The organism is Streptomyces sp. NPDC059037, from assembly GCF_042740015.1.
Taxonomy (GTDB): Bacteria; Actinomycetota; Actinomycetes; order Streptomycetales; family Streptomycetaceae; genus Streptomyces.
This window is the reverse complement of sequence record NZ_JBHYIG010000214.1, coordinates 1823-16938: the sequence shown is the minus strand read 5'-3', so window position 1 is coordinate 16938 and position 15116 is coordinate 1823. Positions and strand designations below refer to the sequence as shown.

The following is a 15116-nucleotide window of genomic DNA, read 5'->3' as shown; positions in this document are numbered from 1 at the left end:
CACGCCGGTTTCCCTGACGTGGGGTATCTGGGGGTTGGCGTCCGCGCCGACGTGGTGGTGAGGCAGCCCTGCGTCGGCGCGGATCGACCTGAGTTCCGTGATCTTGCCGGTGTTGCGGGTGGCGAGGATGAGGCGGGTCATGGCCACCAGTATCCGCGCCCGCTTTCCGCTACGGCGTGCAGACCTTGGTCAGTTCGCCGGCCGCGTCCACCACCGGACCGACGTCCGGTGTCGCGTCGCCGTCCTTGATGGCCTGGCGGACGTTGTCGACGGCCTTGTCGACGTCGTCGACGGCCTTGTTCACGTCGGCGTCGTCGGTCTTGTCGCCGATCTCGTCGAGGTTCTTGCCGATGTCGTCGAGCGCCTTGTCGGCCTTCGTCGGGTCGTCGGCCGCGCCCTCGACGGCCGTCTGCAGGTCGGTGACGCTCTCGGCGATGGAGTCGGCGGTCTGGACGCAGTCGAGCGCCTTGTTGACGGCGTCGCAGCCGACAAGGCCGATGCCTGCCGGCACGGCGATCAGGACGGCGGTGACGGCGGTGGCGATACGTCGGTGGCGCGCGGCCATGGTTCGGTCCCTCCCCAGGGGGTGCGGACGGGCGCACGGCTTGGCCCGCGCGCCCGTACTCGTAAGAACGCCCCTAAGGGGCTTGAAGGTTGCTTGCCGGATCGGTGACCCGTGCATTTACTTGATCGCTGCAGGCCGCGGACGGCCTTGATGACCTTACGGGGTGCAGGCCTTGGTGACCTTGCGGCCCGCGTTCACGACGGGGGTGAGGTCGGGTGTCCTGTCGCCGTCGTCGACCGCTTCTTCGACGTTGTCCACCGCCTTCTTCATCTCGTCGACGGCGTCGCGGATGTCCTGGTCGTCGTTCTTGTCGCGGATCTCGTCGAGGTCCGACGTGATGCTGTCGAAGGACTCGTCGGCCTTCTCCGGGTAGAGGGCCGCCTCCTGGGCGGCCTTGCGCAGGGCGTCGGCGCCGTCGGAGACCGCGTCGGCCGCGCGGACGCAGTCCACGGCGTCGCCCGGCTCACAGGCGGCGAGTCCGAGGGCTCCTGGGACGAGCAGCAGGGTCGTGACGGTGGCGACGACGAGACGGCGGTGACGCGCGACCATGGGTGAAGTCCTCCCCGGGACACGGGTGAGCGCGCGGCCTGGCCCGCGCGCCCGTCGTATCCGTGACAACGCCGTCGGGGATCGGACGGTTGACCGGCCGCCGTCAACCGGCGGCGCGGGCAGCGCGATTCAGCCGTTCTGGAGGGTCGCTTCCAGTGCCTGGCGCTGGAGCGCGGCCAGTTCGTCGCAGCCGCCGACGGCGAGGTCGAGGAGCGCGCCCAGCTCCTTGCGGTCGAACGGCTCGGCCTCGGCGGTGCCTTGGACCTCGACGAAGCGGCCGTCGCCGGTGCAGACGACGTTCATGTCGGTGTCGGCCTTGACGTCTTCCTCGTAGCGGAGGTCGAGGAGCGGTACGCCGCCGACGATGCCGACGGAGACGGCGGAGACCGTGTCGGTGAGGGGCTTGCGGCCGTGCTTGATGAGCTTCTTGCCCTGGGCCCAGGCGACGGCGTCGGCGAGGGCGACGTACGCGCCGGTGATGGCGGCGGTGCGGGTGCCGCCGTCGGCCTGGAGGACGTCGCAGTCCAGGACGATGGTGTTCTCGCCGAGCGCCTTGTAGTCGATGACGGCGCGCAGCGACCTGCCGATGAGGCGGCTGATCTCGTGGGTGCGGCCGCCGATCTTGCCGCGTACGGATTCGCGGTCGCCGCGGGTGTTGGTGGAGCGCGGCAGCATCGAGTACTCGGCGGTGACCCAGCCCTCGCCGCTGCCCTTGCGCCAGCGCGGCACGCCTTCGGTGACGGAGGCGGTGCAGAAGACCTTGGTGTCGCCGAAGGAGATGAGGACGGAGCCCTCGGCGTGCTTGCTCCAGCCGCGCTCGATGGTGATGGGGCGGAGCTGTTCGGGGGTGCGGCCGTCGATGCGGGGCGTTGAGGACATGGGGTTGAGCCTATCCGGACATGGCTGAGGGGCCCTTCCCCGTGGTCGGGTCGTGGTCGGGGAAGGGCCCCTCGGCGGTGAGTTCAGTCGCTCACATCGTGTCTTCGATGTCAGTCGCTCACATCGTGTCTTCGAGCTCAGCTGCTCACATCATGTCTTCGATGTCCGCGGCGATCGGGTCGGCGTCCGTGCCGATGACGACCTGGACCGCGGTGCCCATCTTGACGACGCCGTGGGCGCCTGCGGCCTTCAGGGCGGCGTCGTCGACCAGGCTCGGGTCGTGAACCTCCGTGCGGAGGCGGGTGATGCAGCCCTCGACCTCTTCGATGTTGTCGATGCCGCCGAGCCCGGCGACGATCTTCTCAGCCTTGCTGGCCATGGTGTTTCTCCCTGTTTTCAAAGGACGCGGCGTTCGACCCACCGTCGGTCCGCTTTGTCACGGTAACGCACGGATGGATCACCTTCGCGAGTGGTTACGGCAGTCGTGCACCCCGGCACGGCACTGCAGGCGCGATCGCGCGCGAGGTCGACACCACCCACCCCTCACTTCGCAACTGGTCTACACCAGTTTGCGACGGCTGCCAAACCTGGGGTGGATCGACGAGACCTCGCCGAGCACCTCAGCAACCGCGGTGCATGGCTGAGGCGCTGGAAGTACCTGCCCATGGCGCGAAGGTCACTGCTCCGCATTCTCCGCATCCCACCAGGCCAGCAGCCGGCGGAGTTCCTCCATGTCGTGCTTGAGCCCGCCGTGCACACCCATGGCTGCCGCACGTGCGGCAGCTGTAGCGATCTCGTCGTAGCGACCGCAGGCCAGGGACAGCAGCGCCTGGAACTCGAAGAGCTTTCCCATCTGAGCTGCAGTTCCAGGGGTGGCGTACCCCGCTGCCACCTCGATGCCGTCAACGAGCCGGGAGAGGTCACCGAGTGCACGGCTGGATCCGCTCACTGTGCGGTAGTACGTGGCTTCGACCACGCGGCCCACGCCTTCGAGCTCGCTTGCGTACGTATGCACTTCATTCGCCCCGCCGAACCGCAGAGCGAGCTCACACAGGATGACGAAACAGTCCGATCTACGGTCGGACAAATAATCGGGAGCGTCGGCCGGACAGTTGCGTACAGCTCGCTCAAGCTCCCCGAAGAGCTGTCTGGCGTGGTCAGGGTCATTTACATGATCCAGCGCAGAACGCGATTGGTAGTACACCCAGGCGAGATTCTCCGGATCGTCCTCCCTGCACTGGTCCACGAGGCGCGAGTACGCCGCATCCTTGGACTTCCTCTGGATGAACTCCGGCTCGTAGCCACGATGGCTGAAATCAATGTTCAAAAGCACGGAAGGAGGCATGTCACCACGAGGCGTGTATGGACGCTCATGAACACGGCCGCGGAAGCGCAGGGCCGTATCGGATCGCATGAATCTATGAATGTTCTCGTAGACACTGCCGCTGGTGTCAATGATGCGTGGAGCGAGTACGAAGTCGACCCCTGGCAACAAGAAGTCGAGGACTTTCAGGGCGCGGCGAATTCTTCCTTGCGATGCGGGATCCAACGTCTCATCAGCGTCGACGAAGAGCACCCAGCCCTGGCCCACATTCTCCAGACCCAGGTTGCGGTGGTGAGAGAAGTCGTCGACCCAGGAGGAATGCAGAACCGCTACGCCCGGGGCGGAGGAACGGGCCGCATCGACCGTCCCGTCTTCAGATCCGGAGTCGATGACCAATATGTCATCGACATCCTTCGACAGAGCGCCGAGGCAGCGTTCTATGACGTCCTCTTCGTTACGGGTGAGAACGACAGCCGTCACATGGGGGGCAAGGTGGGCATCATACTTCGCAGAGAGCTCATCCATTCCCCCGGCGGAATTGAATTCGCTTCGCGATATCTCTTGGGAGCAGCCCGCGACAAGCCGAAGGTCATCATAGAGCCGGGAGGTCCCGGACTCGGCGTCGTAAGCCGCGGCCAGCAGAGCACCAAATTCCACGGGAGAACCCTTCTCACACCTCAGTCGAGCGATATTCGAACATCGAAGTCAAGGAAATCGAGCTCATCATGCGAAACCACCAGTTTCGTCGCCTCGACATTCCGCAAGTTTCGCCAAATGGCTTCGAACGTGACCCTGTCCACCCCACTGAACGACTCATCGAAAAGATAGATCGCCGGAGCATGAAGGACGGCACGCGCTAGCCCCATGCGCTGCAATTGCCCTCTCGAGAGTCCGGCGTCGTCCTCTCTCATGACCGTGTCGAGTCCTTGAGGCAGGGTGTCAATGATCTCGGCGAAGGATGCCACGCGGCAAGCCTCCATGATCTCCTCGTCTTCATGGCTGCCACCGAGTGTCAGGTTCTCGCGGAGCGAAGCAGAGAAGACGACCGGGTTTTCCGAGACATAAAGAATGTGCCTGCGCATGAACGACTCATCGAGTTCACGTATGTCCGTCCCGGACAGATGAACACTTCCCGTGTAATCCGGAAGCAACCCTGCGGCCAGTTTCAACACCGTGCTCTTGCCGGATCCATTTGCTCCCTGCAGCAGACCGGCGGAGCCCGCAGGCAGCTTGAGGTTCACGTCCGAGACCGTCGCGCCCCGGGTCGCAGGGTAGGAGTACCCCAGGTTTCGCACATCCAGGTCGACTGGCCCGCCGCCGTAAGAAAGGCTCCCGCTGTCGGCCCGCCACGACCCGTCCGGCGGTGTCTGCGACTTCTGGAGGATGATGTCGCGGTACCGGCCCACTGCGACGGACATCCGTTGCAAGGTCACTTGGAGGGACGTGAGCGACTCCATGGAGTTCATGAAGTAGCCGGCCAGGGCGAAGAAGGCGAAGACCTGGCCGATCGAGAGCTTCCCTGAATCAACCTGGAGAAGACCTATCCAGGCGATGAAGATGGTGAATGCCCCCATGTTGGCCATCTTGATCGTCGAGTTGACGTTCTCGAGCCTGCCGAGCCTGGTCTCGGAGGCGATTCTGCGCTCCAGGTTCCGCGAGATCCGCGAGAAAGCGAAACCGCGCTTCCCGTAGGAAGCTATGTCTTCGTAATTGTGGAGCACATTGAACGCCTCGGCCTTGAGCGTTGCGTCGCGCTGAAGTGCTTCCTCTGCTGCCTCACGGATCGAAGGGTAGAGAGCGTAAGAGCTGTACACATTGACAGCTGTCGGGATCATGAGAATCCCGAAGACGAGAGGGCTGGAGTACAGAAGGTACCCACCGACCATGATGACGATGAAGGCATCGATGGTCGCTTGAACCGTAGTCATCGCGACTAGGGCTTGCAGTTCCTGGACGTCATCAAGCCTGCTCACCAGATCACCGGTACGACGGTTCCGGTGGAAGCTCAGCGGAAGGGAGAGGAGTTTCTTTACGTAGCGCTCTGAGAACTGCCGCTGCATCGATTGCCCCAAGGTGACAATCATTCTCCCACGGACATAGCCGAGACCCGCGGAGAAGAGCACGCCGACGATGAAGCCGACAGCGATCAGGGAGACGATATTCATCGATCCCTGAGCGATCAGGCGGTCGACTGCCACTTGCAGAAATACGCCTATGGCAAGTGCGACCAGAGATACCACGACGGTCAGGACCAGGATGCCCGCGAGGACGCGCTTTCGCTCGCGAAGGATCTCACCGACTACGTCCCGGGTTCGAAGGGACTGCGCGCCGGATCTAAATCGGGGGCGGCTATTGACTCGATCCGTGATGAGCGTCGGGCCCAGGAATATGGCCGCGAGATCGGACCTGCTGATAACCCTGGGGCGATAGAGCATGGGGTCGCTGACAATGAAGTCTCCCTTGCGGTTGACAGCATGCACGACCACGAAGTGCGGATTTTCGTCCAGCTCCACCTGGATGATCGCAGGACCGGCAAGACGTACGGCCTGCGCCAGCTGTTCGGGGTTCAGATTCAGCAGCTCAGTGTCTGCCCCGTAGCTGGCGAGTGATTCTCTCAGGGTGAGCAGGCTCGCGCCCTGTTGTCCCGTCCCTATCGACTCCCGAAGAATCGCGAGATCGACGAGGATTCCGTGCCGACTCAACACTGTGCGAACACAGGCCGGACCACAGTCAGTTTCTTCGAACTGGTGGGTGTGATGTCTACGCAGTCGCGCCACGGCAATCTTCCCTGCTCATGATGGGGACCATCAAGTGGCGCGCTTCTTTCACACCACGCCCGTTCCTGCTCCGCCTCGCCGGCGAGGCGGAGCAGGAAACGCGTCTACTTACTTGCAGAACTGGTTGTACATCTTGATGTAGTCCTGGGGCGACCCACCGCAGGAGATCCCGATGCTGGTGAAGGACAGGGTCTTGATGTAGGCGCACTGGGCCTTGCTGAGCTTCTTGCCGTCGCCCATGACGTCGGCGGCGTCCGACTCGTCGAGCGTCGGGAGGTTCAGCTCACGCAGCTGAGAAATGCTCATGTTCATGCTCCTTCGCATGTTGCTCGGTTAACTCACGGAGTTCCCCCGGAGAGCAACCGTTGTTCGGTACAGCCAGTAAAAGCCCACGGCTTTTCCGGCTGCTCCGAACCGTACATCGAGGAGACCCCGAGGTCGATCTACGCAGGATCGTCATGAACGTGCACGCAGAGCCGCTCCCATAATTGTTGAAGACAAAAAAAGAGAGATTGCGAAAGTCTTTCAACTCGGCCTCAGGGCATCCGACTTGGCGGATCGGAGCCCACGGGTGGCGACGGCTCGCGCGCACAAGCAACAGTGTCTAATTTAGTAAATAGAGCAATTCAGGCACTAAATCGGTCAATAATGCCGAAGTTCCATCAAAGGGGCAGTTGGTCGTTACCGAAACGTAACTGTCGACAGGTTTAGCCACCTGCGGGCCCACTTCCATCAAGTCTCGGCAGAACCAACGCAGTTGGCGCTCCAGAGGGCACCCACCGTCGCCGCACGCGCGCGTTCCGGGGCGGCGAAGCGCGTCCTTGCCTCGACGGCCACGCGTCCCCGGGTCGCGGCCCGGAGGAGGCATCCCACCCGCCAAGAGGCGAAGCCTTTCAAGGACAGCTGCATTCCTTGTCGGACTATTGAAAATTGAAGTTCGACTGAGAGTGCCTGTGTAAGCTCCCAGATTGGATTTCCGGTGGCTCAGTGCTTTCCGGTGGCACAACGTTTTCCGCTGACGCGCGGCGCTTCTGCGTTCCCCCCCTCCCCCTTTCCCACTCGTCCATTCCCTGCCCTATGCCGGGGCGAGGCCGACCCATGCCCCGAACCCGGCGTAAGAAAGTGACCGCACCGTGAGTGCCACAGAGACAACCGAAGCGCGGTCTCCGCTGCTCGTGCGCAACAGCAGCTTCGCTCGCGTTTGGGGAGCGCAGCTGCTCAGCCAGAGCGCGACCCGCATGTACCAGATGGGCGTCCTGTGGTGGGTGCTCAGCCGGGTCGCCGCCGACGAGCGCGGCATGGCGTCCGGGTTCTTCCTCGTGTGCGCCGCGCTGCCACCGGTGGTGTGCGCACCGCTGATCGCACGCGCGATAGCAAGGCGCGCCAGCCGGGGTGTACTGCGCGCGTCCGTGCTCGCTGCGGCGACGCTGTCCCTGGTCCTCGCAGGGTTCGCGATCCTCGCCGAGGTGCCCACCCTGGCCGTCTATCCGGTCATGCTCGGCCTCGCCGCCTGCCAGGCACTGTTCGATCCCTGCCTGACCAAGGCGGTGCCCGAGCTGGTCGAGGACGCCGACATCGAGGACGCCACCGCCTTCGAGCAGTCGACGTTCTCGCTGGTCGGCATGGTCGGCGCGCTGCTCGGGGCGATGCTTGTCGACCATGTCGGGCTGACCGGCGTGGCGATGGTCGGTGCCGTCGCCTACCTGGGCGCGGCTCTGCTGCTCACCCGTGCGCGCTTTTGCCCGGTCACCGGCGTGGACGGTGAGGACGACGCGTCCGACGGACTCGCCCGTGCCTGGCGGCTGTTGGCCGATCTTCCCTTCATTCGCCTGGCTCTGATCTGTTTCGCCGTGGCGAACTTCTTCATCACCGCTACCTTCCTCATCCTGCCGCTCTACACCAAGAACGTGCTGGAAGCGCCGGCCCTCACGCTGGGGCTGCTCGAGGGCGCCCTGTGGCTGGGCATGCTGCTCGGCATCTTCACCGGCAAGCGGCTTCCCGGGCACCCCGGCACCGTCGGCGCCGGCTGCATGGCCCTGTTCGGCGCAGCCCTCGTCGTGCCGGGATTCGTGGCTGCCCGAGGGGCCTTCCTCGTGTGCTTGGTCGCAGCCGGCTGGGCGGTCGGCGTCACGAACGTCGTGTTCGTCGCTCTGTTCCAGCGCAGCGTGCCGCCTGAGGCGAAGCCGGTGTTCTTCTCCGCGATGCTCGCCCTGCTCGGGGCCAGTTTCCCGGTGGCCGCCCTGGTCTTCGGCCTGGTCGGCGACGTGGTCTCGACGCAGATCCTCTGCCTGGTCCAGGCCGTCGGCCTCCTGCTCGTCGCGGCCGTCCTGCTGCTGCGGAGCCGGTCGGCGAACAGCTCCCCTCGGCACTGAATCTCCCTGCCCCACATCTCCCTGCCCCACAAGGAAATCGACGAACGGAACACGATGACCTCGCTGTTGACGCGGTCGGCCGAGAAGACCGCCGTACTGGTCGACTTCGCCACGTCTCGCGATGTGGCCGCACTGCGCCAGCTGTACTTCACCGTCTACGGCAATGCCTACCCCGTGCGTCTGGGCTCGTGCCCGACCGCGATGGCAGCTGCCCTGGACGACCCCGGCGTACGGTGGCTGGTCGCCCGGAGCGCCCGGACGGGCGAAATCGTCGGCTCTGCAATACTTCGCGGCGACTCGACCGCGCGTATCGGCAAGATCGAGGGCGTCGTCGTACATCCGGACCACAGCGGTATGGGCATCGCCCGTGCGCTGCTGTCCGAGCTGTGCGAGGACGCACTCGGCCAAAACGGCGCGCTCGACTCGGTGTACGCCACCGCCCGCTGTACGTCCCCGGCACCACAACGCGCCCTGATGCGGCACGGTCTTCGCCCCCTGGGGCTGCTGCCCGGAGCAGTCGAGCTGCAGGGCCGCGAGACGCTGGCCCTGGTGGTACGCCACCGCGAAGCAGTCCTCGCCCACCGCGCTCCGATCGGCGAAGTCCCTGATCAGGTAGTGCCGTTGCTCGACGCAGCCCGTGACGCGGGTGGCATCGTCTTCGACGGCGTACGACCTCGGTCGGCCGCACCGAATGTTCGCCCCCGGCCACAGGCCGAGCCGATCGAGGTCATCCAGGCCGCCGGATTCGTCTCGCGCCGCTTCAGTGAAGCCCATGGCGACGACACCGCTCTGCTGCCACTGGGCGTCCCGAACGTCCTGCTCACGCCGCCCGACGGCCGGTTCGAGGCGTACGGCTCGATCGACACGGACGGGGGCTGCGGCGCGCTCCTCGACGTCGAGCCATCAGCCGACGCCCTGGGTGATTCGCTCGGCGCCGTTGTACAGGCGATGGCCGACCGGGGCGCCACCTACGTGGAGACACTGCTGCCGCTGGCCGACTGCGAGCGGCTCACGCGCTACCTCGCCCACGGCTTCGTGCCCAGCGCCGTCTACCCGGCCATGCGCTGCGACGACGGTGAATGGCACGACTACATCGTTCTCACCCACACCACAGGCCGCCCCGACTTCCGCGGACTGGCCCTCGACGCGCGCTTCATCCCCTACCTCGATCAGTACAGCCGCTCCTGGACCTCGACCTACCTCAACACCCTTCCGGAGGAACCTCAACGATGACGACCACTCCCGCAGCGCCGACCGTCGGGTCCGCGCACCTGAAGTACTTCGAGCCACTGTCGGTCCCCGATCCCGCACGCCTGCCGCATCTTCAGCACCTCGGCGACCTGCGGACCCCCTACGCGGTCGGCCCGGAGATCGACGAGCTGTTCACCAAAGCTCTGGCCGAGGTCAACGACTGGCATGCACAGGGCTCCGACTTCTACCGCAGCGTATGGAACTCCCACGCGTCGCAGGGCGGTTCCCCCTTTCAGACGGCGCAGGACCCGGCCGGCCTGCCGCTGATCCACGCCAACTTCTTCAAGACCCATGAAGTGAAGTCGATCCCGGCGGAGCAGATCGCGGCCCACCTGACCTCATCGGGCACCTCCGGCCAGAAGTCGCAGATGTTCTTCGACGAGTGGTCGATCGGCTCGGTCATGCGCATGGCCGCTTTCGTCCTCGACCACTACGGCTTCGTCACCCCCGAGCAGCCCAACAACTACCTGCTCTACAGCTACGAGCCGACCGACGACCTCAAGCTCGGCACGGCCTTCACCGACAACTTCCTGTGCGACATGGCCCCGGTCAACGATCGCGCCTACGCGCTGCGCGCAGTCGGCGACGAGCATGTCTTCGACCCCTTCGGCAGCGTCGCCACCCTGCTGCGCTACGCCGAGCAGGACCTTCCGGTACGCATCCTCGGCTTCCCCTCGTTCCTGTGGTTCACCCTGGAGCGGATGCGCGCCATGGGCATACCGAATCTGAAGCTGCGCCCGGACTCCTTCGTCTATCTCGGCGGCGGCTGGAAGGGGCACACCGGGCGCCAGATCAGCAAGTTCGAGCTGTACGACCGCATCGAGGAGCAGCTCGGCATCCCGCACGAGCAGGTACGGGACAGCTACGGCGCCGTGGAACACGGCGTCACCTACGCCGAGTGCGCGCGCCACAACCTGCACGCCCCGGTCTGGTCGAGGATCTTCGCCCGTGACGTCGAGACGCTACGCGCGTTGCCGTACGGCGAGAAGGGCTATCTGCACTGTGTCTCGCCGTTCATGACGTCCGTTCCCGTGCACAGCGTGCTCATGGGCGACCTGGTTTCCATCCGTCCTGGCTCCGACTGCGGCTGCGGTCTTCAGACGCCGTGGTTCGAGATCCACGGGCGGGCCGGCACGAGCACCAACCGCAGCTGCGCCGTCGCCGCTGCCGAACTGATGAAGGGTGCGGCGTGATGCACGACCTCAACAACCATCTCTGGCAAGGACGTTGGATCGACGACGCGGAGGCGGAGAAGCTCCTCACCGAGCTGCCGACCGTCGTCCGTGACGAGCTGAGCCGCCCGCTGCCCGCCCGCCAGGTCGTCGCGGCCTGCGACCGCCTTTCGCGCGCCCTGTCCACCCCGGACAGCCCGGAGTTCACCCGGCTCGCCGACCATCTCGTCGAGTCCGGCATGGAGCGTACGTCGGCAGGGGAGAGCCTCGCCGCGATCGCAGCGTTCCTGCGCCGCGACGGCTTGGAACGCAAGCTCACCGCCGAGCTGGGCTCCACCGACCCGCAGAGCCTGGCGCGCGTCGACTTCCGCGCTCCGGTCTTCGAGGCCTGGGCACCGGTCGGCCTCCTCGCGCACATCACCGCAAGCAACGACCCCATCGTCGGCGTCTTCAGTGCCGTGGAGGGCCTGCTCGCGGGCAACGTCAATGTGATCAAGACCAGTGGCGGTGACTCACTGTTCACCCATCTGATCCTGGAGGCTCTGGGCGAGCAGGACCCGGACGGCCGGATCGCGGCCCGCCTGATCGTGCTGCGCTTCTCCTCATCGCGCACCGACTGGCTGAAGCTGATGTGCGCGCCCGCGGATGCCGTCGCCGCCTGGGGCGGCGAGCAGGCGATCGCCGGTGTCACCGAACACGTCCCGGCCGGCTGCCGGTTGATCTCCTGGGGCCACCGGATCTCCTTCGCCTACCTGACAGCCGACACCTGGGCGGACAAGGACACCCTCGACGGCGTCGCCGACAGCATCTGCCGCCTCGACCAACAGGCCTGCTCCAGCCCGCAGGTGATCTACCTGGACACCGCGGACCACTCCGAACTGGCCGCCTTCGCCCGGCGGTTGAGCGCGGCTCTCGACAGGCGCGGCGGTGAGTTCCCGGCCACCCGGCCCGGCCTGGCAGAGCGTGCCGAGATCACCACCACGGTGCTTGTCGCACAGGCCGAGGAGCACCTGGGCCTGACCCAGGTCCATGAGGGCCCCGAGGATGCCTGGCGGATCCTCGTCGACCACCGCTCGGCGCTGCGTGCGTCACCGCTGTACCGCACGGTGTGGGTCAAGCCGCTGCCCCGCGACCAGGTCGGCGCGACACTGCGGCCGATGCGCCGCTACCTGCAGACCGCCGGTCTGGCCGCCACCCGCGCAGACGTCCCCGAACTCGCCGCGCGACTGTTCGCCGCCGGCGTCCTGCGGGTCACACCGGTCGGCTCGATGATGGACAGCTACGACGGTGAGCCGCACGACGGCCTGTACCCACTGCAGCGATACAGCCGACGGGTCAGCGTCCGACTCGACGAGCGCTTCACCCACGACGGCCGCCTCGACGACCTGCACGCGCCCCACCCGGACGCACCCCGCACACCGGCCTGGCAGCAGCCGGACCCGGATCAGCGAGTGCTCACCAAGGCCGACGTGCAGGAGCTCAATGAGCACATCACGCCCGACAAGACGGAGCTGCACATCTGCAGCGGCGGCAGCAGCGGCAAGCCCGCGCTGGCCATCCACACCTACGCGGACTTCCGCACGCAGCTGCGCCGCGCCGGCGAGGGCCTGGTCGCAGCCGGACTCGACGTACGCACCGACCGGGTCGCCAACCTTCTGTTCGCGGGCGACATGTACGGCAGCTTCATGTACGGGCACGGCCTCCTCGAGGAAATCGGCGCGGCCCAACTGCCCATCGCCGCAGGCAAGGACTACGAGCGAGACGCCGCCACGCTCATCCGGCACCGCGCCAGCACTCTGCTTGCCATGCCCTCGTACATCTGGCAGCTCTTCCAGCACGCCGGGGAGATGCTCACCGAGTACGGCGGCATCCGGAAGATCTTCTACGGCGGCGAGCACTTCGGAGCCGAACAGCGCCGCCACCTTCAGGAGCACTTCGGCGTCGAGCTGGTCCGCTCCTTCGTCTACGGCGGCAGCGACCTGGGCACCATGGCCCACCAGTGCAGTCACGCCGAGGGCAGCACACACCATCTGTTCAGCGATCTGTTCACACTGGAGATCCTCGAGGTCGACTCCGACCGTCCGGCGGCGGCGGGAGAGACGGGACGACTGGTGTTCACGCCGCACACGCGCAGCGCACCTGCCATCACCCGCTATGAACAGGGTGACTTGGGGCGCTGGGTCGAGGGCGAGTGCGGCTGCGGCCGTACGACACCTCGCTTCGAGCTGCTCGGCCGCACCGGGGACGTGGTCCGCGTCGGCACCTACTTCCTCAACTACCGGATGTTCGCGCACCTCGCCGAGCAGCACCTCGGCTACTGCGGCGAGCTGCAGATGATCGTGGAGAGGTCGACCGAGCGCGAGCGCGTCGTCGTCCACATGGACCGCGCCCTCGTCACCGACCCCGATGCGGCGGCTTCCGCATTTCTCGCCCACTACCCGGAATTGCACGAAGGGGTCGTCAGCGAGCAACTGCTCGACCTCCGCGTCGAAGCTATCGCCCCTTCCGAATTCGAACGCGCCGGCGCCAGCGGCAAGTTGCGCACGGTCATCGACCGGCGCGTGCCCGCCTGATCCAGCCGGTCGGGATCACCCCGAGACGAATGCAGAAGTATCAAGATTTTTCTGGTATGGCTTAACATTTCGTTTCGTATCACTTACGTGATAGATCACAGATTCCTTATCGGCGCTTGACATGCTACAACTGGTCTACACCACTCGCTGGTGTAGACCACGCGGCCCAGTCCGCGCACCCCTGAGACGCCGCCGTCCCCCACTGCCTGTGACCCTCGCGGGCGGCGCCTTGCACACTGGAGGAAGTTGTGTCCACGGCTAGCCCCGCCTCGGCGGCCCCGGAGAAGAAGCGCTCGAGCGTGATGGCTGTGCTGCAGCGCATCGGCCGCAGCCTCATGCTCCCGGTCGCCGTGCTGCCTGCCGCCGCCCTGCTCGTGCGGTTCGGGCAGGCCGACATGCTCGGCAGGGAGTCGTTTCCGGCCTTCGTGAACAAGCTCGCCGGCTACATGGCAGCGGGCGGCGGTGCACTGCTCGACAACATGCCGCTGCTCTTCTGCGTCGGCATCGCCATCGGTTTCGCGAAGAAGTCGGACGGCTCCACCGCCCTCGCGGCCGTCACCGGCTACCTGGTCTTCCAGAAGGTGCTCGCGACCTTCACCGACGACAACCTCCCCAAGGTCAAAGAAGTGGTCGACGGGAAGATCGTCGAGAACGCCGCACCGGTCAACGCCGGTGTGCTCGGCGGCGTCGTGATGGGCATCATCGTCGCCCTGCTGTACCAGAAGTTCTACCGGACCAAGCTCCCCGACTGGGCGGGCTTCTTCGGCGGTCGCCGCCTGGTCCCGATTCTGTCGGCGTTCGCCGGCCTGGCCGTCGGCATCGTCTTCGGTCTCATCTGGCCGGTCCTCGGCACGGGCCTGCACAACTTCAGTGAGTGGCTGGTCGGTTCGGGCGCGGTGGGCGCCGGCATCTTCGGTGTCGCCAACCGTGCGCTGATCCCGGTCGGTATGCACCACCTGCTCAACTCCTTCCCGTGGCTGCAGGCCGGCACGTGGAAGGAGAACGGTGTGGACTACCACGGCGACATCGCGCGCTTCCTGCACCACGACCCCTCCGCGGGCCAGTTCATGACCGGCTTCTTCCCGATCATGATGTTCGCTCTGCCGGCGGCCTGCCTCGCGATCACGCACTGCGCCCGTCCCGAGCGCCGCAAGGTCGTCGGCGGCATGATGTTCTCGCTCGCGCTCACCGCCTTCGTGACCGGTGTGACCGAGCCGATCGAGTTCACCTTCATGTTCATCGCGCCGGTCCTGTACGCGATCCACGCGGTGCTCACCGGTGTCTCCATGGCCCTGACCTGGGCGCTCGGCATGAAGGACGGCTTCGGCTTCTCGGCGGGAGCGGTCGACTACCTCCTCAACCTCGGCATCGCGAGCAACCCGTGGGGCCTGGCCCTTGTCGGCCTCTGCTTCGCCGCGGTCTACTACGTGGTCTTCCGCTTCGCGATCACCAAGTGGAACCTGCCGACGCCGGGCCGCGAGTCCGACGAGGAGCTCGCCGAGCTCCTGAAGGCCGAGTCGAAGTAGCCTCAGCCGCAGTACATAGCAGTACACAGAAGATTGCCCGCACCGGGGGCCGCCCCCGCGGGGGGGTTGTTGGGGGTTTTGGGGTTGTCCGCCCCAGAGCACGGTCGAACTGTGGCGTATTAAAAACT

Annotated in this window: 12 protein-coding genes and 1 pseudogene; 5 read left to right on the top strand and 8 right to left on the bottom strand. The window is 65.8% G+C overall.

Annotated elements, in window-relative coordinates; all coding sequences use genetic code 11:
• From ACFWY6_RS32975 to ACFWY6_RS32940, 8 genes and pseudogenes are all read right to left on the bottom strand, one after another.
• Positions 1 to 141 (bottom strand): annotated as a pseudogene (locus ACFWY6_RS32975) (non-canonical purine NTP pyrophosphatase); the annotation flags it as partial.
• Between the two features lie 28 nt (positions 142 to 169).
• Positions 170 to 565 carry a hypothetical protein gene (locus ACFWY6_RS32970; protein ID WP_384698287.1) on the bottom strand — a complete coding sequence of 132 codons (396 nt, stop codon included), beginning with the start codon at positions 563 to 565 and terminating at the stop codon, positions 170 to 172.
• Positions 566 to 721: 156 nt separating this feature from the next.
• Complete coding sequence (locus tag ACFWY6_RS32965) at positions 722 to 1114, bottom strand: hypothetical protein (protein WP_384698284.1); 393 nt, start codon at positions 1112 to 1114, stop codon at positions 722 to 724.
• A 129-nt stretch (positions 1115 to 1243) separates the two neighbouring features.
• The gene (gene rph, locus ACFWY6_RS32960) at positions 1244 to 1993 is read right to left on the bottom strand and encodes a ribonuclease PH (protein ID WP_384698281.1); all 750 of its coding nucleotides are present in this window, start codon (positions 1991 to 1993) and stop codon (positions 1244 to 1246) included.
• 145 nt (positions 1994 to 2138) lie between these two features.
• A complete protein-coding gene (locus ACFWY6_RS32955) occupies positions 2139 to 2372 on the bottom strand; it encodes a glucose PTS transporter subunit EIIB (RefSeq protein WP_384698278.1) in 234 nt (77 codons plus the stop codon).
• A gap of 297 nt (positions 2373 to 2669) precedes the next feature.
• Positions 2670 to 3974, bottom strand: a complete 1305-nt coding sequence (locus ACFWY6_RS32950) for a glycosyltransferase family 2 protein (protein WP_384698276.1) — start codon at positions 3972 to 3974, stop codon at positions 2670 to 2672.
• 20 nt (positions 3975 to 3994) lie between these two features.
• Positions 3995 to 6094, bottom strand: a complete 2100-nt coding sequence (locus ACFWY6_RS32945; RefSeq protein WP_384698274.1) for a peptidase domain-containing ABC transporter — start codon at positions 6092 to 6094, stop codon at positions 3995 to 3997.
• A gap of 108 nt (positions 6095 to 6202) precedes the next feature.
• On the bottom strand, positions 6203 to 6400 hold the full coding sequence (locus tag ACFWY6_RS32940) for a hypothetical protein (protein WP_384698271.1): 198 nt from the start codon (positions 6398 to 6400) through the stop codon (positions 6203 to 6205).
• An 827-nt stretch (positions 6401 to 7227) separates the two neighbouring features.
• On the opposite strand from ACFWY6_RS32940, the gene ACFWY6_RS32935 reads away from it, so the two are divergent.
• From ACFWY6_RS32935 to ACFWY6_RS32915, 5 genes are all read left to right on the top strand, one after another.
• Complete coding sequence (locus ACFWY6_RS32935) at positions 7228 to 8466, top strand: MFS transporter (protein ID WP_384698268.1); 1239 nt, start codon at positions 7228 to 7230, stop codon at positions 8464 to 8466.
• 54 nt (positions 8467 to 8520) lie between these two features.
• Entirely contained in the window at positions 8521 to 9699 is a 1179-nt protein-coding gene (locus tag ACFWY6_RS32930; RefSeq protein ID WP_384698264.1) for a GNAT family N-acetyltransferase, read from the top strand.
• Positions 9696 to 10910: an acyl-protein synthase gene (locus tag ACFWY6_RS32925; protein ID WP_384698261.1), complete on the top strand. Its 1215-nt coding sequence runs from the start codon at positions 9696 to 9698 to the stop codon at positions 10908 to 10910. Before ACFWY6_RS32930 ends, ACFWY6_RS32925 begins: the two co-directional genes overlap by 4 nt.
• The gene (locus tag ACFWY6_RS32920) at positions 10910 to 13462 is read left to right on the top strand and encodes an acyl-CoA reductase (protein WP_384698258.1); all 2553 of its coding nucleotides are present in this window, start codon (positions 10910 to 10912) and stop codon (positions 13460 to 13462) included. The genes ACFWY6_RS32925 and ACFWY6_RS32920 overlap by 1 nt, the downstream gene beginning before the upstream one ends.
• 248 nt (positions 13463 to 13710) lie before the next feature.
• Entirely contained in the window at positions 13711 to 14988 is a 1278-nt protein-coding gene (locus tag ACFWY6_RS32915; protein WP_384698255.1) for a PTS transporter subunit EIIC, read from the top strand.
• The last annotated feature ends 128 nt before the right edge of the window (positions 14989 to 15116 follow it).

Excerpts from the sequence above, each read along its gene's own strand:
- ACFWY6_RS32970 (WP_384698287.1), bottom strand. The coding sequence starts at position 565 with ATGGCCGCGCGCCACCGACGTATCGCCACCGCCGTCACCGCCGTCCTG.
- ACFWY6_RS32965 (WP_384698284.1), bottom strand. The coding sequence starts at position 1,114 with ATGGTCGCGCGTCACCGCCGTCTCGTCGTCGCCACCGTCACGACCCTG.
- rph (WP_384698281.1), bottom strand. The coding sequence starts at position 1,993 with ATGTCCTCAACGCCCCGCATCGACGGCCGCACCCCCGAACAGCTCCGC.
- ACFWY6_RS32955 (WP_384698278.1), bottom strand. The coding sequence starts at position 2,372 with ATGGCCAGCAAGGCTGAGAAGATCGTCGCCGGGCTCGGCGGCATCGAC.
- ACFWY6_RS32940 (WP_384698271.1), bottom strand. The coding sequence starts at position 6,400 with ATGAGCATTTCTCAGCTGCGTGAGCTGAACCTCCCGACGCTCGACGAG.
- ACFWY6_RS32930 (WP_384698264.1), top strand. The coding sequence starts at position 8,521 with ATGACCTCGCTGTTGACGCGGTCGGCCGAGAAGACCGCCGTACTGGTC.
- ACFWY6_RS32925 (WP_384698261.1), top strand. The coding sequence starts at position 9,696 with ATGACGACCACTCCCGCAGCGCCGACCGTCGGGTCCGCGCACCTGAAG.
- ACFWY6_RS32920 (WP_384698258.1), top strand. The coding sequence starts at position 10,910 with ATGCACGACCTCAACAACCATCTCTGGCAAGGACGTTGGATCGACGAC.